Source organism: Leptospiraceae bacterium (assembly GCA_016708435.1).
In the GTDB taxonomy this organism is placed as follows: Bacteria; Spirochaetota; Leptospiria; order Leptospirales; family Leptospiraceae; genus UBA2033.
This window is the reverse complement of record JADJFV010000034.1, coordinates 395365-418552: the sequence shown is the minus strand read 5'-3', so window position 1 is coordinate 418552 and position 23188 is coordinate 395365. Positions and strand designations below refer to the sequence as shown.

Sequence of the window (23188 nt, the reverse complement as noted above, 5' to 3'; positions counted from 1 at the left end):
AACTCGAATTTTACTTTTCAAAATCTACCGTTTCTTTTAATACAATCTTACAATAGAAAATAAGAGTTTTTTAAAAATAACCTACTCAGAAATATTTTTTATCAAATGTAAAATGACAGATAAATCTAAGAATATATTTTATATTGCCGGCATAGGATCTTCAGCGGGTGGACTGGAAGCATTACAGGACTTACTATCTCATCTCCCGCATAGCCTTCGCAATGTTGCATTCATTGTTGCCCAGCACTTAAGTCCGACACATAAAAGTATGCTAGTCCAGCTCTTAAGTCGTGAAACTAAATTATTAGTTAGCGAAGCTAGAAACGGTGATACAATAGAACCAAATAACGTCTATATAACTCCACCGGACAATGAGATCAGCGTGAGTGGTGGAAAGCTCTGGCTCCAAAAACCCAAAGGCGGAATCGGACCAAAACCATCTGTAGACGTTTTATTTCAGTCCCTAGCGGAAGATTTTAAAGAAAATGTAATTGGTATTATCCTCTCCGGCACAGGTAGTGATGGAGCTGTTGGAGTAAGGCATATTAAATCGACAGGAGGCTTGGTGATTGTTCAAGAGCCTCAAACAGCGAAATACAATGGTATGCCGCTAGCTTCTATAGAAACCGGACTTGTTGATATGGTCTTAGCTCCGGATAAAATTGGAGAAGAGTTATTTGAAATTGCAGAAAACGAATCTTATCCGCGTAACCTTCAACTAGGTCCAATCGAGAACGATGCAGACAGTCTGGAATCAATATTCAAGCTTCTTTCACGAAGAACGGGAACCGACTTTTCTAATTATAAGCCAGCAACCATAGGACGTCGATTACAGAAGAGATTATCGTCTTTAAAAATTAATTCAATTGAAGAATACTTGGAATATGTTGAGCGTAATCCGCAGGAATTAGACTCATTATTCAATATGATCTTAATAGGGGTTACATGTTTCTTTCGTGATACACTAGCCTTTGTTGAATTCGAAAAAGTAATTCTAAAAATTTTAAATTCTAAACCAGAAGGCGAACCAATTCGTATTTGGGCACCTGGATGTGCAACTGGTGAAGAAGCCTATTCTCTCGCAATTTTGTTATGTAAAAACTTAAAGGAAAAAATTGCAAATTATAATGTGCAAATTTTTGCAACGGACATAGATGAGAAGGCAATTTCGATTGCCCGCAAAGGAATTTATTCGGCGGAGTCTCTTAAGGATATGCCTCAAGATTTAGTCAATCAATTCTTTTCAAAGAAAGGAAATCAGTTTGAGCTTTCAAAATCAGTCAGATCGCTAGTATTATTTTCGAAGCATGACCTTACTAGTAATCCACCGTTTCTCAAACTGGATTTAATTTGTTGTCGAAACTTACTGATATATTTTGGTTCCCACTTACAAAAGCAGATAATACCACTTTTCCACTATGCACTTAAGCCTAATGGCTATTTATTTCTGGGTAAGTCAGAAACAGTGGGACAATTCACTGATTTATTTACAACTGAAGATGGAAAATCGAAAATTTTTCATCGAAAGCGTGGCGGCAAATTACACTCCGTCCAATTTTCTACCTATAGACCCTCCACTAAAATATTTTCGAATCCTGCTACTCCGAAACCGAAAATGGAGCAAACGTTACCCGAAATCATAAAAGAAACGATTTTCAATACATTTGAATATCCCTATCTTCTGGTCAATGATACTCTTGATATACAAGAAATTTCAGGCGATGCAGGTCTTTACATTGGGCTCTCGGAAGGAGCCATGAATGCAAACATTTTCAAGTTGGTTCATAAAGATTTACTAATTGAGCTTCGGTCGATTTTAACCAAAGCGATTAAAGACAGAATCCAACAGCGAAGTGGAATTTTAAAATTTACCTTTTACGGAACGCAACACTATGTAAGAATTAAAATTAAACCTCTTTTATTTTCGGAAAGCACAAGGGATTTATTCTTAGTTATCTTTGAAAAGCAAGACCCGGAAGATTTTGCTCCAATTGTTTCCCTTTCAGAAACAATTCGGGACGAAAATCCCCGTATAACCGAATTAGAACACGAATTACAAGCCACTAAAGAGCATTTGCAGACTTACATTGAAGAATTAGAAACTTCCAACGAAGAGTTGCAATCTTTAAATGAGGAAATGCAATCTACAAACGAGGAATTGCAATCATCAAATGAAGAATTAGAAACTTCTAATGAAGAATTGCAATCGACGAATGAGGAAATTCAAATTGCGTATTCTGAGCTAAAGGCAGTCAATGAAGAATTAGAAGAGAAAGATAGACTTTTAATCAATGCAAAGGCAAATGAAAAGGCTCTTCTTGATAACACATTACAATCTTTTTTCCTAGTTGATAAAACTTATCGAGTGATCACTTATAATGAAAAAGCAAACGAAACTTCTAAGCAGCTTTTCGGAAAATCTTTGCGCTCTGGAGATTCAATATTAGATTATATTTCAACCGAGAACTTGGAAAGTTTTAGAGAAAGCTTTTCAGAGGCTTTGCGTGGAAATCCTAGAACTGGTGAACAAAAAATTCTTATGGCTAATCAATCAGTCTCTAGCTATATTTATAACCTGACACCAGCAATTATAGAGGGAAATTCTATTGAGAATGTTTCTGTTTCCTTCTTGGATATTACAAACCTTAGAAATTTACAAAGCGAATTAAATACATCAGAGCGCCTGTTAGCCTCAGTGTTCGAAACAAATTCGATTGGAATTTCTATAACGGATAAGGATGGTCATTTCGTAAATGTAAATCAAGGCTATTGCGACTTATATGGATATACCAGGGACGAATTGATTGGATTTCATTTCACAAAAGTCGTTCCGGCTGACTATAAACAAGAACTTAAAGAGCATCATGATAGATTTATTGAGGGTAACGAAGAGTTAGCCACTGAATGGACGGTGCAAAGAAAAGATGGCTCACTTATTGATATTTTTGCGTCAGCATCTTTATTAATCCAAACAGATGGAACACGCTATAAAATCACATCTGTTAGAGATATTACTGAGAATAAAAAATACAAAAATCTTTTAGAGGAAACGCAGGAATCAGCTAGTGTTGGTGGATGGCAATTTGATGCCATTACAAAAGAGCTTTCTTGGACTGAGGAAACTTTTAAAGTCTTTGGATTAGACAACACCTTTCGCCTTTCTTTAGAAAGTATGAGTAAACTTTTTGCGGATGAAGCAAAGGTTATATTTCAAAATTCTATGGCAAAGACACTCAATATGGGAGAAGCATTTGATTTAGAATTATTATCGAAGGTAAATACTGATAAGTCTCTTTGGATTCGCGCAACGTGTAAGCCTATTTCTGTATACGATAAAGTAATAAAACTATTTGGAACTTTTCAAAATATAACTTCCATAAAAGAATCAGGACTTAAATTAAAAGAAAGCGAAGACTTATTTAGATCAGTATACGAGAATATTAAAGATGCAATTATTATAACTTACCCAAGTGGCGAGATATTAAAAACTAATTTTGCTGCAACAGATATCTTCGGATACACAGAAACTGAATTACAAAGCATTTCATTGAGAGGCTTATTTGCATTAGACGATGAAGAAGAAATGGATGTAAGCCTAGATATTATAAGCAAGAAAGGAAGCTTTCAGGGACAATTCAAATCTATTCGAAAAAATGGTGAAATTTTTCCGACGGAAATCTATTCAAGCACTTTTAAACTTGCAAATGGCCAAGATAGAATTTGCACAATCGTAAGAGATTTATCCGAGCGCAGCCAAATGATAAATATTCAAGAGAGATTAAAGAACGCTCTATATTTTAGTAATATTGTCATTTTAACTAACCAGAAAGGAATTATAATCGAAGCCAATGATAATTTCACTAAGATGAGTGAATATTCTAAAGAAGAAATAGCGGATAATCATTATAATCTACTCAACCCTAACTATAATTCAGTAGATTTGTTGGAAACACTCTGGGCTGGCGTTAAGAAGGGAAACATCTGGAGAGGCGAGATTTTAAATCAATCCAAATCAGGAAGATTATTTTGGTTGGATACTTCCATTTTTCCGCTCAAAGACCCTTCTGGAAATGACCAAGGGTTTATGGCTGTATGCTCCGAGATTACAGAAAGAAAGCAAAGAGAAATCGAACGGGAACGGCTATTATCTAGTCTTGCTCAGAGAAATAAAGACCTTGAACAATTTTCTTACATCGTATCGCATAATTTGAGAGCGCCTCTAGCAAACATACTCGGTCTTTCCAATTTGCTTAAAGATACACAAATTGAAAATGAAACGACAAAACTAATTGTAAACAATCTATACAAAGCATCACAAAACTTAGATACAGTGATTACTGATTTAAGTGATATTCTTCAAATCAGAAAACAGATTAGAGAAGAAAAGCAAATGGTAAGATTCTCTTCCCTCGTTGATTCAGTAATTACTAGTATTGAAAATTTAATTCAAGATTCGAAAGCAAATATCGAAATAGATTTTTCTGAACTTGATGAAGTGTTAACGCTAAAAGGTTACATGTATAGCATATTTGTCAATATGATCACAAATAGCATTCAGTATGCAAGGTCAGGCATCCCACCTATTATATCTATTACATCAAAGAAATTAGAGAATCGATTTCAATTAATTTTTAAAGACAATGGAAGAGGTATTGATTTAAAAAAATATGCGGATAAGATTTTTGGATTGTATAAGAGATTCCATCTTGATATTGAAGGGAAGGGAGTTGGACTCTATATGACCAAAACGCAAGTGGAACTTTTAGGTGGAACAATAAAAGTAGAAAGTGAATTACAGCGTGGAACAACGTTTACTATCGATTTGCCCGTAGAATGGAAATGACTGAGCCAGCTATTATTATTCAAATAGACGATGATGAAATTAATAACTTTATCAATGAGTCTATTTTCCGAGCCAATACAAAAGATTCGCTAGTGAAGTCTTTCTCTGACCCATATATTGCTATAGATTTCATAAGAAAATATTTTATTCCAGACCCTATGCCTGCTCTAGTCTTTTTAGATATCAACATGCCAGAAATGAGTGGATGGGATGTTCTCGATGAATTAAAAGATCACAATGAAATTCTAATTAAATTTATGACTATCTACATGATTTCCTCATCGATTGACTTGACTGATAAAAATAAATCGATTGATAGTCCCCTTGTAAAAGCCTTTGTGTCAAAGCCTTTATCTGGAAAAGTTATCAAAGAATTATTAGTAAATTTCTCTTAAGAATCATAACTCTAATTATTTTGCAGCTTGACATTTTTGAAAAATAACTCAATGTGAATCAAAATGGATTATCTTATTATAGTTCTTTCGGTTCTTGTCAGTGGTGGTATCTGGCTTCGCTTTTTATACCAATACGATAGAGTTGAACCGGAGCCAATTTTTGTTGTATTAAAAGTGATTTTCTTTGGAGGACTCATTAGCACATTTGTTGCCGGTGCGATTAACAGTGCGTTTTCCTCTATTTCTGGAATTCCAATTGGTTCTGATGCATTGAGTTTTGCAAATAGTTTTATCATTTCAACTTTCGTTGGCTTCAATGAAGAAATTGTGAAAGCCATTGTAACAGTCTTACTCATTCGAAATTTAAAAGATTTGGATGAGCCAATTGACGCAGTGATCTATGCAACCGCTGTTGGACTTGGATTTTCTGTTTTTGAAAATTTGCAATACACGCAAGAAAATGGACTTTTAAATCTATTGCTACGCTCTGTTACCGCGATGCCGCTTCATATAGGATTAGCTGCAATCTGGGGATACAAAATTGCTGAAGTAAAATTTTTAAACGGAAGAAATTATATTGATGCGATGCGACCCGCCGTTTTACTTGCTGCCGGTTTACACGCGTTATACGACTTTTTTCAATTTTACATTTCTAATAGTATTCTACCACTCGCAATCAGTGTTACGTTTTCCTATTTCATGGTTGGAATTATCAAAAAAAAATTAGATTATTTAGCAACACAAAGTCCGTTTCTGAAGGCAGGAACTTGTTCCCATTGCGGAACAATCAACCCAATTGATTCAAAAAAATGCAAAGCCTGCGGAATGAATTTAACGCAGGAATTTTATAAAATCTGCAAAGATTGCCTGGCAAAAGTTCCCGTTACTGAAAAAAAATGTCCTGAATGTAATGCAGATATGAGTTAATCTGTCATCCCCGAAATTTTCAGTCGGGGATCTGTAAAACTTGAGATTCTCGACAAAAGAATTCGGGAATGACGATATAAATGCTAGAACAATTTCTGTATTTCCTCAATCTTCAGCCTTGTTGGTTTTTTTTCATTAGCAATTAGTGTTCCTGATTTATTATTTTCAATCAAGTCTAGAATGCAGTGTTTCTCTCGACCATTTATAATTACAGTTGGAATATTAGCGCTTAATAAGAGTTTACCGGCTTTTAATTTAGTGTTCATTCCTCCGGTTCCGGGACCGTCAGGACCTTTAGCAAAAGACAAGTCTTTTTCAGTTACATCAGACAAAAAGGAAACATCTTTTCCTCCTCGATTAAATCCATTTACCCCTGTTAAAATAATCAGTAAATCAGCTTCTATGAGAAGTGTTACGAGAGCAGACAAAATATCATTATCCCCTAATTTTAATTCTTCTGTTGCAATCGAATCGTTTTCGTTTACAATTGGTAATATTTTCCAGCTTAAAAGTTTATTAAAGGTATTACGCAAATTATCCGCTCCCACTTTTTCTTTTACATCAAGCATCCCAAAAAGAATTTGCGAAATCGGAACATTGACTCTTGAAAAAAAACTTTCATATAGACTCATAAGGTGACTTTGCCCAATTGCTGCAAGAGCCTGTCTTTCTATGATAGTCTTTTTATCAAAGGTTCTCCCTGAATAGTCTGTCATTATCTTCTTACCCTGCGCAACTGCCCCACTCGAAACAAGGATGACTTCTTTTTTTTCATCGAACAATTGCCGAATATCTCCTGCAAGGCTAAAAAGAAAGTCATTCATTGCTCTCTCTTCTCCAGACACACGAGCCGATCCAACTTTAACCACAATCCGCTTAGCATTTTTTATATAGGAATTAAGAAAACTTCTCTTCATAGGTGCTTATTTCTTTTTTACCCTCGGTTTTTTCGGTTTTGTATTTAATCTGTTTATCAAAGAATTATCGATTACATCTAATAATTTATCTAGATTTATTTCCTCCTGTGCGGAAATAGGAATGACTTCTCCTAATTTAGAATAGCGTTTTACTAATTCCTTTGTAAACTTTTCATCACTCCAAACATCAATCTTGTTTAATACAATGATGCAAGGTTTTTTTATAAGAGCTTTATTATAGCTCTTAAGTTCGTTCTGGAGCATTTTATATTCTGCCTCAATGTCTACACTCGCTCCATCGAACATGTAGATAATTCCCTTTACCCGCTCAATGTGTTTTAAAAATGATAGTCCTAGTCCATGACCTTTACTTGCACCTTCAATGATTCCAGGAATATCCGCTATGGTATAACGTCTTTCGTCTTCTCTAGTCACTACTCCCAGGTTAGGGATCAAAGTAGTAAAAGCATAGCCTGCAATTTTTGGATGAGCATGAGTGATCTTGCTGAGTAAGGTTGATTTTCCAGCATTCGGCAAGCCAACAATACCTATATCTGCGAGAAGCTTGAGGCTAAGACGGATTTTGCGTATTTCCCCTTCTTCCCCGGGCTGAGCAAACCTAGGCGTTTGATGAGTGGATGATTTAAAGAATGCATTTCCTTTCCCGCCTCGTCCGCCTTTTACAACACAGTAGGAAACATTTTCTTTCGTGAAGTCATGCAAGACTTCATCAGTAGCCTCATCAATCACCTGTGTGCCGACCGGAACTTTTAGATAGATATCTTCTCCATTTGCTCCAGAAGAATTTCTAGCTCCTCCATGCACACCTGAATTTGATTTATAAACTTTGAGTGGAATGTATTTGTCTAATGTTTGAACAGCGAGGTCAGATATTAGATATAAGTCCCCACCCTTTCCTCCATCACCCCCATCAGGTCCACCAAATTCGGCAAATTTTTCGTGCCGAAAAGAAATAGCACCCGGTCCACCATCACCTGCTTTTAATTGTATGATTACTTCGTCTATGAATTTTGCCATATTTTACTTCGAATAATATCGATTAGCCTTATAAATATTGTTTAAGATAGTCTTTTCCTTTTAAGTGAGACGGAAATAAAATTGGAAAGTCTTTTTTTGTTTTAGCTCGAGAGTTTCTATAAGACCGAGAAGATTTTGTGTAGGTTTCAAATTCTATGGGTCTACGCAGCATTAGCTTCTCCCAAAATATAAAATGATTGTCTACAAATTCTTGTCGAATGTCTTTGCTTCGCTTTGTCAAAGGACAACCATTCGAAAATTCTTTCATAAAGACAAGTCCTACGAATACTCCGCGTTTGTCGATGTAAGGCTCTAATGGAAATGTTCGACAACTTACAGAACGATTTTCCCGCTCACAAAACTGAACACCTTTGCATTTACAAAAGACTGTGTTTTCATCGTCATGCTCTTCTAGAAGTTTTCTTTCTTTCGGATCAGTTGGATTCCAGACTTTCCATAGATCGGATCTTGACTTGAGAAGTTCAAATTCTTTTTTATAAAGAAGCGGAACTGCATTTTCAGTCACGCAACAAAATGGAACACCACCATTATCATCTTTACACAAAGACCCACAATCATAGTTAGTTACTTCTTCCTTGAGAAGTGTATAAAGGTAAGCGACTTCGTCCTCTGTTAAATCAGTAAAAATTCCTTTTGCCATATTAAAGTATATACTTCGACAAATCTCGATTTTCCACAATCTCGTTTAATTTGTTTCGAACAAAATTGGCATCTATAACTTGATTCTTTTCAACAAGTTCAGGACCTTCAAAACTAATATCTTCTAAGAGACGCTCTAAAATTGTATTGAGTCTACGAGCCCCGATGTTTTCATTTTTTTCATTCACTTCAAATGCAATAAGCGCAATCTCTTTGATTGCATCTTCTTTGAATTCAAGAGAAATTCCTTCCGTAGAAAGTAGCGCTTGGTATTGTTTAGTAAGAGAAGACTTCGGAGCAGTTAAAATTTTTACAAAATCATCCATAGACAATTTATCTAATTCGACTCGAATTGGAAACCTTCCTTGCAATTCAGGAATTAAATCAGAGGGCTTTGACATATGAAAAGCACCTGCTGCGATAAATAGAATATGATCTGTTTTGATCGGTCCAATCTTAGTGTTGACTGTAGCCCCTTCAACGATCGGAAGTAAATCTCTTTGCACACCCTCGCGCGAAACATCAGCTCCACCGCCCCTACTTTCCTTACCTGCAATTTTATCGATCTCATCAATAAAGATAATGCCCATTTCCTCCACTCGTCTTGCAGCTTCTTTTTGTAGTTTCTCTTGGTCTAAAAGTTTATCTGCTTCAATGTCTGCTAAAATTTCAATCGCTTCTTTAATGGGAACTTTACGTTTTTTATTTTTTTTGGAAACCAAATCTCCAAGCAGATTTTGGATCTGGTTATCCATTTCTTCCAAATTAGCCGCTCCAAAAACTTGCATCATAGGCATTCCACCGGCAGGATTCTGTGAAATGTCGAGTTCAATTTCTTGCTCGTTTAACTTGCCTGCCTTTAGTTTTTTGCGCATCATCTCTCTTGTTTCGAGATACCTTTCTCTTCTTTCTTGCTCTCCCGGATCATCGGGATTAACCTCTGACATATAACCCATAGAAGATTGTTTGGCATTATCCGGAATCAATATATCGAGTATGACTTCTTCTGCATTCATTCTTGCATGATCTACAAGCTTTCCTCTGAGTTCAGTCTTTACCATGTTAAGTGAAATATTGGCAAGGTCCCGAACCATTGATTCCACATCGCGCCCAACGTATCCAATCTCAGTGTATTTTGTTGCTTCTACTTTAATGAAAGGAGCGCCATAGAGCTTTGAAAGTCTGCGGGCAATCTCTGTTTTCCCCACACCAGTAGGTCCGATCATGATAATATTTTTGGGATAGATTTCTTCTCTCATCGAAGTATCAAGCTTTCGTCTTCTCATACGATTACGAAGCGCGATAGCAACGGCTTTCTTTGCATTCTTTTGTCCGATGATATGCTCATCTAAACTTTGCACAATTTCTCTGGGAGACATTTCGAATGTCTCGCCTTCATAAGTTATAACTGGTTTTGTCATTTCACTCATATGATTTCTTCTAAAGTAATATTATTATTTGTATAAATGCAAATGCCTGCGGTAATTTTCATAGACTCAAGGACAATGTCTTTGGCACTCATCGTAGTATTTTTATATAGCGCAGTCGCTGCGGCAAATGCATAGTTTCCGCCAGAGCCGATAGCAAGTATGTCTTCGTCAGGCGAAATTACATCTCCTGTTCCTGAGACTAAATAAGATTCGTCTTTATCTGCAACAATCAGAAGTGCCTCTAGCTTTCGAAGCATTCGGTCTGTTCTCCATTCACGGGCTAATTCCACTACGCTGCGAGAAAGACTTCCATTGTAAGCGACTACTTTTTTTTCAAATAACTCGAATAGAGTAAAAGCATCAGCCGCTGAGCCAGCAAATCCAGTGATGATTCTGTCATGGAACATGCGCCGAACTTTCTTTGCAGTGTGCTTCATAATGGTTTGACCCATTGAAACCTGTCCGTCACCAGCCAGTGCAACTTTGCCATCTCGTCGAACACATAGAATCGTTGTAGAATGAAATTCAGGGTAAAAGGAATTTTTCATAGTTTTCTAAGGATACGTTTTCAAAAGGGCTTTTTTTATCTACAAATATAAGAGAGAACTGTTTAAGTTCAAAATTATTGGGAATTATCCGATAGAGGAATAAAGAAGGTTTTTATGAACTCAGTGTCTACAGATTTACCCATAGTGCGTGGTGAAATTATCGTGAATCGAATTCGATTAGGACTTGTTGTTTTATACGCAATAGCTACTGTCACATCTCTTAGTGTAGCAAACTCGACATTAACCCTAGCATACACCTTGGGAACAATCAGTATACTGTTATATACACTTTATTCTAGAAGCAAGATAAGTAAGAATGAGTTTGATATTCGGATCATCTACATAAATTCATTCCTAGATGTGTTCATTATTTTTTCTATTCGAGCAATGCAAGCTTTAATTCTAGAAAATGGTGGCGACTATGTTCTAAAGGAAAAAGTCCTTTTTTCAGCCTGTTATCTTTATGTGGCAATGATACCACTGCGCTATAACGGCAAATTTGCTTTATTCACAGGAAGTCTAGTTTTTTTACAGGAAGTTTTTATACAAATTCTCGCCGCAAACTTAGGAGTTCAATTTATAGCCCGTGAAGGTGGCTTTAATTTAAACCATTATCCATTACCCGATCCTTTTAATATTGATTTATTTCTAATGGTTTCCATTTTCATAAGTTACTTATTAACTGATTTGAGCAAGACTGCAATTTTAAATGCGCATGAGAAGGAAGGAATTTTAAGGTTGTCTCTTGATAAAAACAGCAAGATAGTAGAAAATTTAAAAACTTCCGTGATCAAACTAGGGGCATTGAAAGAGAAAGTTAAAAATACGATAGGCGATGTTCAAACTTCCATTATGACGCAAGCTTCCAGCTCTGAAGAAACTTCTTCTTCGATGGAACAAATCTCGGCTGCTTCTAGAAATATTAGCGCGGCAACAGAAGATCAAAATAGCCTATCCAAAAATACAATCAAGCTAGTCGATGAAAACGAAACATACTTTGGACAATTAAAGAGCGCACTGCAATCATTGCGATCTCTAAATGAAAAATTAAATTCAATTATCAAAAACGGACGCACTGTCATCGGTAAAACAGGATTATCCATGAATAATATGCGCGAGTCTTCAGTTGGAATTTCAAAAGTTGTAAACGTTATGCGTGAGATAGCCTATCAAACAAACCTACTCGCACTCAATGCAGCAATCGAAGCAGCAAGAGCTGGAGAAACAGGAAAGGGCTTCTCTGTAGTGGCTGAAGAAGTCGGAAAGCTCGCTCAGAAATCTACGCTACATACGAAAGAAATTACAGAAAATGTGCAAAAATCATTAGAAGATGTTACGGTTGGTAGTAAATCGGTGGAAGATGTAGTGAAAGCATTTGACTTAATCTTCAATAGTTATTCCGAAATTGAAAAATTTGTTTTGATTTGCAATGAAGCAATGAAAAATTTTGAAAGAAACAAACTAGGTATGATTCAATCCCTAACTGAATTAAATAGAAATGCGGCTAATATTCATAATGCGACAAACGAACAAGAAATGGCAGTGAACGAAACAACAAGTGCAATTATGAAAATTTCTGAGCAGGCTAATACCCAGGCTGAGTCAATAGATGAACTTAATGAATTAGTAGACTTCTTAGGTAAAACGGAAGATTTGATTAACAAGCTGACTGTTAATTAGGAGCTTTAACCAATCTTATGATTTTAAATATTGAGCCTAAGATCGTTTTAAAAAAAGGAAGCTTAGACATTTTAACAAGTTTAAAAACTAAATCTAGGCTTTCATTGATTAAAGTTTCTGTATTATTATGCGACTTAGAAGTGTCTGATATCCAGTAATAAATAATACCTAGTTGGTATAGCCACAAAAGTTCAGGCAGATGCAGTGCTACTTCGTTTTTTAAATTCAAATTGGAAGTTTCCAGGGCATCGCGGATAATTTGAATTGCCTCTTCTCTTACTTCCGTTGTTTCTTTGCTAAAAGGAGAAAGCGGATGATTTGGATCTGCCGCATGTTTGGCTAGGACAGAAATGAAATTATAATATTCTGAGAAATAATCAAGCTTATAGGAGATAATGTTTTTTAACCGCAATTTAAAATCTTCTGTGGTTCTACAAAACTCTAGACTTTGAATTTTGGCATCGTCTTGAGAGATTGTATAGAAATACATAACAATGTCTTCTTTGGTTTTAAAATGATAATAAGTAGCTCCAAGCGCAACCCCAGCTTTACTTGCTATGAGTCGCATAGTTGCTTTCTCATAGCTTTCTTTTTGAAATAAAGAAATGGCAGTTGAGTAAATAAGCTCTTTTGTCCGCTTTGATTTTTCGGTTTCTTTTCTGTTTGCTATCGAAGATTTATTTTTCTTTATCATGAGTAACTCGGTCATTAAGGTAAAGGTTTGAACAGTCTTTTCGAACATCGCTTAACGGAACTAGCGTTAGCGAATGAATAGTGAGAAATCTATAGGGCAATATAACAATCATATTATGCTAAATAGACCTCTCACGTGCGAAGGCGTTGAGCGCGACCAAGCGCGGGTGGACGCTGTTCGAGGTGACAGGGGTAAACCGATAATTCCCATTTTTTTCTACACTGGTCTTACTACAGCTACATTTTGATCGATACCCAATTCTTTTTTAAGTAGAGTTCTCTTTCTGAGTCTTCCAAAAAGATACAAATTAAAGAAATGCATAAAACCTAAAAGTAATATTACTAACCCGATTTTGAAACTTAGAATTTCCAATGCTTCCACTGCATTTGTAGGTTTAAGTCCAATCTTAAGAGCGATTGTAATATAGCCTAGATTGATTAAATAGAAGCCAACTACAAGCAAGTGATTCACTGAGTCTGCGAGTTCATCTGAGTGAAATGCATCGATTAAAAATATTCGTCCGTTTTTAGAAAGAGTCCTCGCGACCCAGACTGTTACAAGTATGCTGATTAGCACATACACAGAATATACCCATAGTGTTGCATTTGCAGATTTATTGCTATTACCTATATGAGCACCTTTGCCTACAAGATATTCGGCTAATTCGGTGTATCCGCTTGCATTGGCAATATCTAAAATGGTTTCTCCATTTCTATCAGCCTTATTTATTTCTAAATCAGAATTGGATTGGAGTAAGTATTCAACCATTTGTCTCTGGTTAAGAGCTACTGCGCGATGGAGTGCTGTGTTTCCATATTCATCTGCTATCCCTACTAAACTTGCGTTATTCGCCACAATCATTTTGACTACGTCGAAATTTTTGGCTTCTACCGCATAATGTAGAGTTGTCCTACCAGTGGAACTCTTACGACTGTAATCCTCGTAACGATATTCCCCTTTTTGAATTTTGGTTTGGATGCATTTTAAATTTTGAATTTCACAGTCTGCGTTTTCTATCTCTTGCGAAAAAAGCAAACCGGAAGATATTAACATTAAAAGAATGGATACTTGAATTGTTTTCATGGCGTTCTCCTTTAATTTGAACATGTTCATATTAAATAAGACGCAAATAAAAGTCAAGCATAATATTTGAACACGTTCAAATAATCAAAGGAGTAATTTTTTAAAACACAAAGGACACAATGGTTTTCGCAAAGCACACAAAGTGAATGATCTTTCTTTATAGTCTTTGTGGTTTATTCTTTTATGATAGCCTTGACTCAAAACTATTTGCTTTGCGGGATATTAAAGGCAGAACTTCTGAGAGATTGTTTTAGCAAATTAGCAATAATGCTAGTTTGTTAAGGAGGTAGGAATTTTAGTGCCACGGGGAATTGAACCCCGGTTACCAGGATGAAAACCTGGTGTCCTAACCACTAGACGATGGCACCGAGAATGCAACGAATTGAGTCGTTCGGGATTCGAACCCGAGACCCCTTCATTAAAAGTGAAATGCTCTACCGACTGAGCTAACGACTCGTCCGTTGCTTATGTCAGTTTTTTCAATAGCAGAGAAAAGTCAAAGACAATTCAAAGAAAAAAAGCAAATTTTTATAACTTTTTTATTCATTTGCCAAAAGACCTTTACGCTCATCTAGACCTAACATTAAGTTCATGTTTTGAAGAGCCTGCCCTGCAGCACCTTTCACTAAGTTATCAAGCGCAGACACAAGCACTAAAATATTGTCTTCGACTCGATAACTTAAATCCAAGAAATTTGAATTTTGAATATTTTTCAATTCAATTTCTTCTGGTTTTTTATAAATTCTTATAAATGGTTCGGATTGAAATTTTGAAAATTGAGTAGCTACTTCAGATGGATCAATTGCTTTATCAAATTGAATTACAAACGTTGAAAGGATTCCTCTATACACTGGCAATAAGTGCGGAGTAAAAACAATTTTTGCTAATTTATTTTTCATCGCATAACCACCGTATTCCTCAATCTCAGGAGTGTGTTGATGAGATAAAATTTTATATGCTCGAAAATTTTCATAGGTATTTGTGAATGTAAACCCAATATCCTCCGTTCTTCCACCCGCTCCACTTACACCTGATTTGGAATCGATGACAATGGCGCCTTGGATTCTTTCTCTAAGCTCTCCCAGCATAAAAAGGGGCACTAAACCAGAAGTCGCATAACACCCGGGATTAGAAACAAAATCAGAGCCTTTTATTTTTTCTCTAAACATTTCAGGAATTCCAAATACAACTTTTTGCATTAACTCAAAGGATTCATGCTTAAGCCCATAGAATTTTTCAAATAATTCTTTATTGTGTAAACGATAGGCGCCAGATAGATCAATTACCTTATGCCCTGCGGCTAATAGCTTAGGTGTCATATCAAGAGAGACTTCATTCGGCACAGCGAGGACAACCAAACTATCTTTTGGAATTTCCTCTTCATGGGTTTTGAAAACTAAGTCATTTTTAAATCTCAAATTTGGAAACACTTCTGAGATTTTTTTTCCCGCTGTTTTATTACTCGTAATATGAACAATCTCAATCTCAGAATGATTGGCAAGTAAACCAATCAACTCTCTTCCCGTCAAACCACCAGCACCAATTATAGAAACTTTCATTTAAACTCCTCCAATAAACTCATTGCCTTTAAAGCTCAATATCCAGACTTGTATAGACAATGAGATTGAAAAACCTTTTATTTCTTACATTGATTCTTGCGTTTCCCTTGTTCGCAGATAAATATGGACCTTACGATTTAAGCTTTACTCATGCTTCCCCGGCAGGAATGGCATCCCTCGGTGTAGGTTTAAATAATCCCTCGGCAAATCTTTACAGCAACCCCGCAATCCTTTCTTCCAACCAAAAATACATCGTAGACGGAGGCGTTACTGTTTCTACAGACCAAGGAAAATACAGCGCAGTAAAACCACTCTCTGCTGGCTTTTATATTCCAATAGATGCTAAGAATGGCTGGGGGGTTACGGGCAAACAAAGTTTTTATCAAAACTTTCCCGGTGGATATGAATCCATGTCCAATTATACATTCTCTCTTTTTTGGAGTTATAAGTTTTCAGAGAATTGGAATGCGTCTTTTGGAATTGGACCGAGTGTAGTCTATAGAGGTGGCTATCAATCCAGTTTTTCTCTTAGCCCTACTGCTTCTCTTTCTTATAAAAAGGAAAAGCATCTTTTTGGACTATCAATGCAAAGCCCCGGTGCGTTTCGATTAGAAGGCTATCGAGGAGTTGATAATTTAAAAGAGCGGCTACCCGAATATGCTGCTGTCGGTTATAGCTTTCAGTTGCAGCAAACAGTCATTTACTCCGAGGTTCGAAAAATCTTCTGGGAACGAAGCACATTCGATTTGAATGGACAAAATTCAAGACCGAGTCTAGATAGAGGACTTGGAGCAGAAGTAAAACTCAGCCTTGGTCTAGAGCAAACTCTAAAAGATTCCCCTTTTCAAATTCGCGGAGGTATTGAATCAGGCGGATTCTATGACAGCAAAGGAATCAATCAACGCTCTCTCGGACTCGCAGTAGGCGTAAGTTGGAATGCTTTTCCAAGCAAAGAAGAGGAAGTATTTAAAATTCATCTAGCCTTGGTCAATTATTCTATCTTTTCCAAAAGCGGTGGACGTCAGCCGGAATCGATACTCTTTCTGTCGACCAGCTATCTTTTTTAAATAGACAATTTATTATCCTATATGTCAAAATTCACCTCTCTAAAGATTCCATCATATTCTTCGGGCGCATTACCACCGTTAATCATTACTGTTGTAGGGTTACCGGCTAATAGTCGTTGTTCGGCGATGTATTGCAAAAAGGGACCGTCTGTGTGAAAGCTATTTCCAAAGCCAGCGAGAATAAAAACTTGCGCTGTCTTTTCGTCCTGCATGAGGCTATTTACAATTAGCTTTAATTTTTCAGTCTTTCCTTCTGCATAGGTGACAGGCTCTATTTCTTCTAGGGTAATAACTCCATCTAAAATTTTCATTTCTATTCCAAACATATGATTTGCATCAATTGGAAGGGTGCCGGCTGAGCCTTTGATAAAAAAATGGGCACTGGCAGAGAGTATATACGAATCAATTCCATTCGCTTTTAATTGCTCTAGAATCTGAATAGAGGATGGAAAGTAGAAATTACGCATGACAGAATTAAAATGCTCTTTGCTAAATTTAGAATCGTTTCTTCCTTAGTTCCAGAAAAGAGTCGAGGCAAATATATATATGCCTCTTTCTTATTAACGCTTTCCATTTCTCTATACTTTTTCCAGAATGCATCTACACCTGACTCACCCTTAAACTCGGCAGAATGGCCATTTAAAACGCCTAATTCCATTAGTCCTTTAAAACCATTTGGCTCATTTAGACCCTCCGAGCAATCTCCTTTGAGTATGGTTCCATCAAAATCCCAAAACGCAAGAAAGAGTGGCTTGGTGTTCTTGGATAAACTCTCATTATCCGCTAAATATCTCTCAATAGCAATCTTGGAATTTAAAATGCCATCCACAATTTCTTTTACGTTTTTCATCCTTCTATCCTGTTATTTTTATTTTATAGAGTTCTTAAATATACAGAAGTTCCGTGCTCTTCGTCTAGTCCTTCTATTTCGGAAAGAGTTTTTACATACGGGTATAATTCTGTCAGTGAATCGCGACGAATCTCTTGATAGGTGACTCGTTTTAGAAATGTATCTACACCTAAAGAGGAATAGATTCTACTTCCACCTGCTGTCGGCAAAACATGATTAGTCCCTGAGATATAATCCCCCATTGCAACAGGAGAATAAGGACCAAGAAATACAGAGCCGGCATGAACGATTCCTTCAAAGTCTTTTTCGTAATTCTCTGTGATGATTTCCAAATGCTCCGGAGCATAAAGGTTAGAAAAATCTATCGCTTCCGCTATATTAGGAAATATTAATATATAACTATTATCGTCAATAGCTTTCTCTTTCATTTCGCGACGTTTAGGTCTTTCGGCTAATGCTTTTTTTAATTCGAGAGCAACTTGGTTTGCCAACTCCTCTGAATCTGTAGTGAGGATTGCAACAGAGTCTTCTCCGTGCTCCGCTTGGGACAGCATATCGCAAGCAACCCATTGTGGATTAGCAGTCTTATCCGCAATGATTAACACTTCACTAGGTCCTGCGGGACTTTCGATTCCAATCTGCCCTACTCCGGCTAAATACGATTTGGCGGCGGTAACATAACGATTTCCCGGTCCTACTATAAATTCTGCCCTCGTTATAGTCTCTGTTCCGTAGGCTAATCCAGCTATGCCTTGGGCTCCCCCGACAGTATAAATTGTATCTACTCCTGCGATTTGAGCGGCGTATAATAATACCGGATTGAGCCCCCCTTCTTTCGAAGGTGGAGTAACTAAGGATACATGTTTTACACCTGCGATCTTGGCAGGAATGGCACCCATTAATACCGAGGAAGGATAAAGAGCCTTTCCCCCCGGTGCATATACAGCAACAGATTCTACAGGAGTGTATTTAATGCCAAGTCTATTTCCACTAACGTTTATTTCTGTTTTAGTTTTTAATTGAGCTGAATGGAATTGGCGGATATTTGACTTCGCTTTTTCTAAGGCTTTCTTCCATTCTTCGGGAATATTTGCTTCGATTTTATTGGTTTCAAATTTGAAATTGTCAAGAGCTATTTTATCAAACTTCTCGGTGTAACGACGAATTGCCGCATCTCCGTTTTGCTCTACATCTTTTAGAATAGGAATTACAACGTCAAAGGCTTCAGAGATATCACTCTTTGCTCTTTTTAAAATATCCAAATAGTCGGATTCATTTTTTATACTAATTTTCTTAATTTTAATAGCCATAATAACTAATCATTTTAATCATTCATTCTAGAAAAGGAAAATATTCACAATGAAATTAATTACCCTCAACTGCAATGGAATTCGTTCAGCAAAAAGCAAAGGCTTATTCGAATTTATCAAAAAACAAAAGGCAGATATTCTCGCCTTCCAAGAAATCAAAGCAGAACACTCTCAGATGAATCCAGAATTCTTTGAAGAACTCGGGTATATTCCCTTTGTATTCAGTGCCCAAAAAAAAGGCTATAGCGGCACTGCCATCTTCACAAAACAAAAACCAAAGTCGCATGAAATCGGTCTTGGTCATAAACTATTCGACAGTGAAGGAAGAAGTATATTAGTCGAATTTAAAAACTTTGCATTCATCAATACTTATTTTCCTTCTGGCACTTCAGGAGAAGAGCGTCAGGCGATAAAGATGGAATTTTTAGATTTCTATTCAAAGAAAAAAGCAGAGTGGGAGAAAAAATACAAGAAGCTAATTATATGCGGAGACGTCAATATTGCACACACACCTATCGACATTCACAATCCAAAAGGAAATGAGAAGAACAGTGGTTATCTACCCGAAGAGCGCCAATGGGTAACAGACTTTTTAGATTCAGGAATGGTCGATGCCTTTAGAGTGGCTAATCCAGATAAGCTTCACGAATACTCCTGGTGGACATACCGCTTCAACGCCCGCGCCAACAACAAAGGCTGGCGCATTGATTATTTCTTCACAACCAAGAATCTAACAAAGAATATCCGCTCTTGTAAGATTGACCAGTCTCTCGTAGTCTCCGATCATGCACCTGTTATTTTGGAGATCGAAATTTAGAATCTAACTTATTCCCTAGGTTTAATATTCCAAGTGAAACTTAAAAATAAAATAGAAAGTAAAGTAGCACCGAGGATGGCATAGAGAACATAGTTCCAGCCGTATTCGGGATTGTTGGCAAGCCAGCCGAGACCTTTGGCTTGCACCGTTCTTCCTATATAGCCAAATAGACCAACAAAGCCCGCGGCTGTTCCGACTGCTTTTTTAGAAGTAACGTCGAGGGCAGCTACTCCTAATAGCATTACAGGCGGATAAACGAAAAAGCCGATGACAGCAAGCATTGTTAAATCAAGCCATAAAGCTCCCGGCGGATTATAGTAAATTACCCCAAAAGCAAAAAAAATGGGAATCATGCAAAATAAACTCACCATCCCTCTTCTACCGCCAAGCCTATCCGATAACCAGCCCATTAAAATTGTGCTACCAATTCCTGCAAATTCTAAGACTAATACACTGAAACCCCCACCGGTTAGGCTTGCTCCTTTGATTTCTTTTAAATAAGTAGGACCCCAATCAAGCATACTATAACGCACAATATAAACAAAGAAATTCGCAAACGCAAAGAGCCATAAGAATTTATTGTTAAAGATATACTTTCCGAGAAGCTCTTTGGTTCCTAGCTCTCTTTCTGTTTCTTCGGTTGTTGCATGGAGTGTCTTTTCGTTTTTGTATTCTTCAATTGGAGGAAGTCCTTCCGATTGAGGAGTATCCTTTAGTCGTAGATATATATACACAGACGAGATAACAGCTAGTATCCCCGGAACATAAAACGCAGACTTCCAACCCCAATGACTGGCAGAAAAAGCGGCTACCATACCAACAAGTCCACCGCCTACGTTATGCGCCACATTCCAGATAGCAAAAACACTACCGCGCTCTTTTAAACTAAACCAATGCCCGATAGAGCGTCCGCAAGGAGGCCAGCCCATTCCCTGGATAAACCCATTTAGCCCCCAGAGGATTAAGTGAATAGAGTAATCTTCCACGGAGCCGAATACGAAATTCACGAGAGCAGTGAGCATTAGCCCCACAGACATAAACTTACGGGAATCACTTCTATCAGAGAGCGCACCCATTACAAATTTTCCAAGCCCGTAAGTGATAGCGGTTACTGCTAGTATGTCTCCGATTTGAGATTTGTCATAGTGTAGAGCCTCTCCCATTTCTTTAGAGACAACCGAGAGATTGTTTCTTACAAAATAAAAGGCAGCGTATCCCAAAAATGTTGATTCCAATACATGCCAGCGATACTTGGGGTAAATTTTTTGAATTTCTTCTTCGGAGTGACGTGTTTGCGAAACGGCTGGCTTAAACCAGTTGATTAGATTTGTTATCATAATTACTCGTTAGTTTTATTTTTTTTCATTTTGTATACGATAGACGAAATATAGGGAAATGTCGCCGGTGGAACATCTTTGATTTTAGCTATCACCCAATTGTTCTTACGCGCATACTCGGCAATACTTTCTGTTTGATCTTCGGCTACATATTCATCTGGATTGATGATTAACTTTAAATTGCCGCTGTATTCAATCATTTCTTTGTCGCCGCGACTATTTCCGCCTACAAGGAGAGGTCTTTCCTGCACGAAAGTTTCAATCGCTTCTTTTTTTCCATGATCTTGCGGAATTGGCTCAATCATTGTGCTTGTAATTTTTCCTTCGTGGACAACTGACTTTACTCCCACAATATTTGTAATTGGGATATGCAGTTCTTCACTTAAGAATTTTTGATAGAGTGCTTCCGGGCTAGCAGTGATTATCCACACTTCAAATCCATTTTCCTTTAAAGCCCCAATGAGACCTACCATAGGTTTAAACACTTTTCCTGCATAGTGCGTATGATAGCATTTAGCCCCAAGCTCACGCAGATACTCCACCGTATCCCCTTCAAAGAATTTCACTCGAAGTTGCACATATTCCATCGAAACATTGGAAAGCTTTGTCATCTTTTGAATCACATCGGCTTTTTTTTGTGGATTTGCTTTTGCTACTTCGTAGAGACATTCATCCGCCATATAATGTGGAGCCTGACCGACTACAGTTCCATCTCCATCAAAGACTGCGATTTTTCTTTTATCGTAATTTTTAGTTTCCAAAAGAAACGTTCGAGTCTTTCATTCGTCTTTGCGTCAAACCCTTCTATGGGTTGAAACGTATTTCCAATTGCCTTGCAATCATAAAGCAAAGCGAGTAGTAAAAATCCAAGTATGGCGAGCCTGTTTTGTAGCATCCTAATTCATCCTATTTGTAAAAGTCATTCTAGATAAAATTTTACTTCTGCTTCTAAATGTAAAGAAAAAACGTTTTTGAAAGCTTCAAGGCATAGAATGGACTTTAACCTTCTACTTTGCACAAGGTTTTTAAACCGCAAACCTCAAAAAAAAGTAGCCAACACCTATTAGAAAGGAAAATACCTTTGGCAGAAATTACAACAAAGGAGATTTCTTAAAACAATAAGATTACCAGATTTTATTTAAGCCTTTGATTTCTTTTAGGCGAATCATTAGGGCACCTTCGCTTACCTGGAATTGGTTAGCTAATGCGGCAACGGGATTATCGTCTAGGAAATCGGAAGAAATTTGATTCCAGGATTCTTTGACTTGCAATTCGGGCATGGTAAGCTCGGCGGCAAATTTGTTTGCTTCTCTTTCCATTCTAGAATGGAGAGGATTGGGAGTATCCTGTCTGAGAAATACTTTTGTGTCCATGTGAACGCCAGTGATTTGATGCATAACGAAATGACCGATTTCGTGAGCAAGAGAAAATCTCTGACGGTTGGTATGGTGTGTAGAATTGATTAATACGATAGGCGACATGGCTTTTCTGCAATCTAAAACACCGGAAACATTGTCCGGTAGATTGTCTTTATACACTCGAATTCCCAGATGCTTGGCAATTGCATCTAAGTCAACGACTCCGCCAGCATAGGAAATGGTATTTAATAGTTTGTTAATTTCTTTTTTTATTTTTCTGTCCATTGTATCTGCTCCCTACATTTCAAGGGGTTAATCCTAATTATCCCAAATACCACCTACTCGGTTTGGTATTTATCCAATGTTTTATATATAGTGTCTGTTTCTTCTTCTGAGAAGTTTTCATCTTTTACTCGCTCTGTCACCTCGTCTGGCAAAAGCCCCGGAACGAGTCTACCGGGTGGAATTTTTAATAGTTCTGCCACTGCCAAAAGCCTATCGATGGCGATCTTTTGGTTTCCTTTTTCCATATGATTCCAAGTAACACGGGTGACTTCTAACTTGCTAGCCGCTTCTTCTTGCGACCAACCAAGGGAAAGACGTGCATTGGTAATCCTCTTCCCAATTTCTAAATAGAGATCATTTGCATTCATAGGCTGATCTACCATTTTTTTA

Annotated in this window: 21 protein-coding genes and 2 tRNA genes; 6 read left to right on the top strand and 17 right to left on the bottom strand. The window is 37.1% G+C overall.

The genetic code is table 11. The features are described 5' to 3' along the window. The first annotated feature begins 112 nt into the window (after nucleotides 1–112). From IPH52_24700 to IPH52_24690, 3 genes are all read left to right on the top strand, one after another. Nucleotides 113–4843, top strand: coding sequence for a PAS domain S-box protein (locus IPH52_24700; protein ID MBK7058191.1), 4731 nt, complete (start codon nucleotides 113–115; stop codon nucleotides 4841–4843). Beyond that, nucleotides 4840–5238: a response regulator gene (locus IPH52_24695; GenBank protein MBK7058190.1), complete on the top strand. Its 399-nt coding sequence runs from the start codon at nucleotides 4840–4842 to the stop codon at nucleotides 5236–5238. Before IPH52_24700 ends, IPH52_24695 begins: the two co-directional genes overlap by 4 nt. A 63-nt stretch (nucleotides 5239–5301) precedes the next feature. Next, nucleotides 5302–6165: a PrsW family intramembrane metalloprotease gene (locus tag IPH52_24690; protein MBK7058189.1), complete on the top strand. Its 864-nt coding sequence runs from the start codon at nucleotides 5302–5304 to the stop codon at nucleotides 6163–6165. Nucleotides 6166–6248: 83 nt separating this feature from the next. Here the strand turns inward: IPH52_24690 and proB are convergent, their stop codons facing one another. The 5 genes from proB to hslV are packed head-to-tail and all read right to left on the bottom strand — an operon-like array spanning nucleotide 6249 to nucleotide 10758. Then, nucleotides 6249–7082 (bottom strand): glutamate 5-kinase, encoded by an 834-nt coding sequence (gene proB, locus IPH52_24685; protein MBK7058188.1) that lies wholly within the window; start codon nucleotides 7080–7082, stop codon nucleotides 6249–6251. A gap of 6 nt (nucleotides 7083–7088) precedes the next feature. Continuing rightward, entirely contained in the window at nucleotides 7089–8120 is a 1032-nt protein-coding gene (obgE, locus tag IPH52_24680; GenBank protein MBK7058187.1) for a GTPase ObgE, read from the bottom strand. Between the two features lie 28 nt (nucleotides 8121–8148). Next, a complete protein-coding gene (locus IPH52_24675; protein MBK7058186.1) occupies nucleotides 8149–8781 on the bottom strand; it encodes a hypothetical protein in 633 nt (210 codons plus the stop codon). 1 nt (nucleotide 8782) lies between these two features. Then, nucleotides 8783–10201, bottom strand: a complete 1419-nt coding sequence (gene hslU / locus IPH52_24670) for an ATP-dependent protease ATPase subunit HslU (GenBank protein ID MBK7058185.1) — start codon at nucleotides 10199–10201, stop codon at nucleotides 8783–8785. Between the two features lie 5 nt (nucleotides 10202–10206). Next, on the bottom strand, nucleotides 10207–10758 hold the full coding sequence (gene hslV, locus IPH52_24665) for an ATP-dependent protease subunit HslV (GenBank protein MBK7058184.1): 552 nt from the start codon (nucleotides 10756–10758) through the stop codon (nucleotides 10207–10209). Nucleotides 10759–10872: 114 nt separating this feature from the next. On the opposite strand from hslV, the gene IPH52_24660 reads away from it, so the two are divergent. Continuing rightward, nucleotides 10873–12438, top strand: coding sequence for a hypothetical protein (locus IPH52_24660; protein MBK7058183.1), 1566 nt, complete (start codon nucleotides 10873–10875; stop codon nucleotides 12436–12438). Here IPH52_24660 and IPH52_24655 read toward each other — a convergent pair. The 5 genes from IPH52_24655 to IPH52_24635 all read right to left on the bottom strand — a co-directional run bounded on the left by IPH52_24655 (nucleotide 12431) and on the right by IPH52_24635 (nucleotide 15774). Further along, nucleotides 12431–13132, bottom strand: a complete 702-nt coding sequence (locus IPH52_24655) for a TetR family transcriptional regulator (protein ID MBK7058182.1) — start codon at nucleotides 13130–13132, stop codon at nucleotides 12431–12433. The two genes, IPH52_24660 and IPH52_24655, sit on opposite strands and share 8 nt — an antisense overlap. A gap of 216 nt (nucleotides 13133–13348) precedes the next feature. Beyond that, nucleotides 13349–14215 (bottom strand): ankyrin repeat domain-containing protein, encoded by an 867-nt coding sequence (locus tag IPH52_24650; protein MBK7058181.1) that lies wholly within the window; start codon nucleotides 14213–14215, stop codon nucleotides 13349–13351. A 296-nt stretch (nucleotides 14216–14511) separates the two neighbouring features. Beyond that, nucleotides 14512–14583, bottom strand: a tRNA-Glu gene (locus IPH52_24645). A 15-nt stretch (nucleotides 14584–14598) separates the two neighbouring features. Further along, nucleotides 14599–14671: transfer RNA gene (locus IPH52_24640), tRNA-Lys, on the bottom strand. An 83-nt stretch (nucleotides 14672–14754) separates the two neighbouring features. Further along, nucleotides 14755–15774 (bottom strand): N-acetyl-gamma-glutamyl-phosphate reductase, encoded by a 1020-nt coding sequence (locus IPH52_24635; GenBank protein ID MBK7058180.1) that lies wholly within the window; start codon nucleotides 15772–15774, stop codon nucleotides 14755–14757. A gap of 59 nt (nucleotides 15775–15833) precedes the next feature. On the opposite strand from IPH52_24635, the gene IPH52_24630 reads away from it, so the two are divergent. Continuing rightward, nucleotides 15834–16841 (top strand): hypothetical protein, encoded by a 1008-nt coding sequence (locus IPH52_24630; GenBank protein ID MBK7058179.1) that lies wholly within the window; start codon nucleotides 15834–15836, stop codon nucleotides 16839–16841. A gap of 17 nt (nucleotides 16842–16858) precedes the next feature. Here the strand turns inward: IPH52_24630 and IPH52_24625 are convergent, their stop codons facing one another. The 3 genes from IPH52_24625 to hisD are packed head-to-tail and all read right to left on the bottom strand — an operon-like array spanning nucleotide 16859 to nucleotide 19001. Next, a complete protein-coding gene (locus IPH52_24625) occupies nucleotides 16859–17308 on the bottom strand; it encodes a hypothetical protein (GenBank protein ID MBK7058178.1) in 450 nt (149 codons plus the stop codon). Further along, a complete protein-coding gene (locus IPH52_24620; GenBank protein ID MBK7058177.1) occupies nucleotides 17269–17691 on the bottom strand; it encodes a hypothetical protein in 423 nt (140 codons plus the stop codon). Before IPH52_24620 ends, IPH52_24625 begins: the two co-directional genes overlap by 40 nt. Nucleotides 17692–17714: 23 nt before the next feature. Then, the gene (gene hisD / locus IPH52_24615; protein MBK7058176.1) at nucleotides 17715–19001 is read right to left on the bottom strand and encodes a histidinol dehydrogenase; all 1287 of its coding nucleotides are present in this window, start codon (nucleotides 18999–19001) and stop codon (nucleotides 17715–17717) included. Nucleotides 19002–19050: 49 nt separating this feature from the next. Here hisD and xth point away from each other — a divergent pair, with 49 nt between their 5' ends. Next, nucleotides 19051–19818 carry an exodeoxyribonuclease III gene (gene xth / locus IPH52_24610; GenBank protein ID MBK7058175.1) on the top strand — a complete coding sequence of 256 codons (768 nt, stop codon included), beginning with the start codon at nucleotides 19051–19053 and terminating at the stop codon, nucleotides 19816–19818. An 8-nt stretch (nucleotides 19819–19826) separates the two neighbouring features. Here xth and IPH52_24605 read toward each other — a convergent pair whose 3' ends face one another. The 4 genes from IPH52_24605 to IPH52_24590 all read right to left on the bottom strand — a co-directional run bounded on the left by IPH52_24605 (nucleotide 19827) and on the right by IPH52_24590 (nucleotide 23181). Continuing rightward, nucleotides 19827–21155: an MFS transporter gene (locus tag IPH52_24605; GenBank protein ID MBK7058174.1), complete on the bottom strand. Its 1329-nt coding sequence runs from the start codon at nucleotides 21153–21155 to the stop codon at nucleotides 19827–19829. Between the two features lie 2 nt (nucleotides 21156–21157). Next, on the bottom strand, nucleotides 21158–21916 hold the full coding sequence (locus IPH52_24600; GenBank protein MBK7058173.1) for a haloacid dehalogenase-like hydrolase: 759 nt from the start codon (nucleotides 21914–21916) through the stop codon (nucleotides 21158–21160). Between the two features lie 363 nt (nucleotides 21917–22279). Continuing rightward, a complete protein-coding gene (locus IPH52_24595) occupies nucleotides 22280–22798 on the bottom strand; it encodes an ImmA/IrrE family metallo-endopeptidase (protein MBK7058172.1) in 519 nt (172 codons plus the stop codon). A gap of 53 nt (nucleotides 22799–22851) precedes the next feature. Further along, nucleotides 22852–23181 carry a helix-turn-helix transcriptional regulator gene (locus IPH52_24590; GenBank protein ID MBK7058171.1) on the bottom strand — a complete coding sequence of 110 codons (330 nt, stop codon included), beginning with the start codon at nucleotides 23179–23181 and terminating at the stop codon, nucleotides 22852–22854. Nucleotides 23182–23188 lie beyond the last annotated feature (7 nt).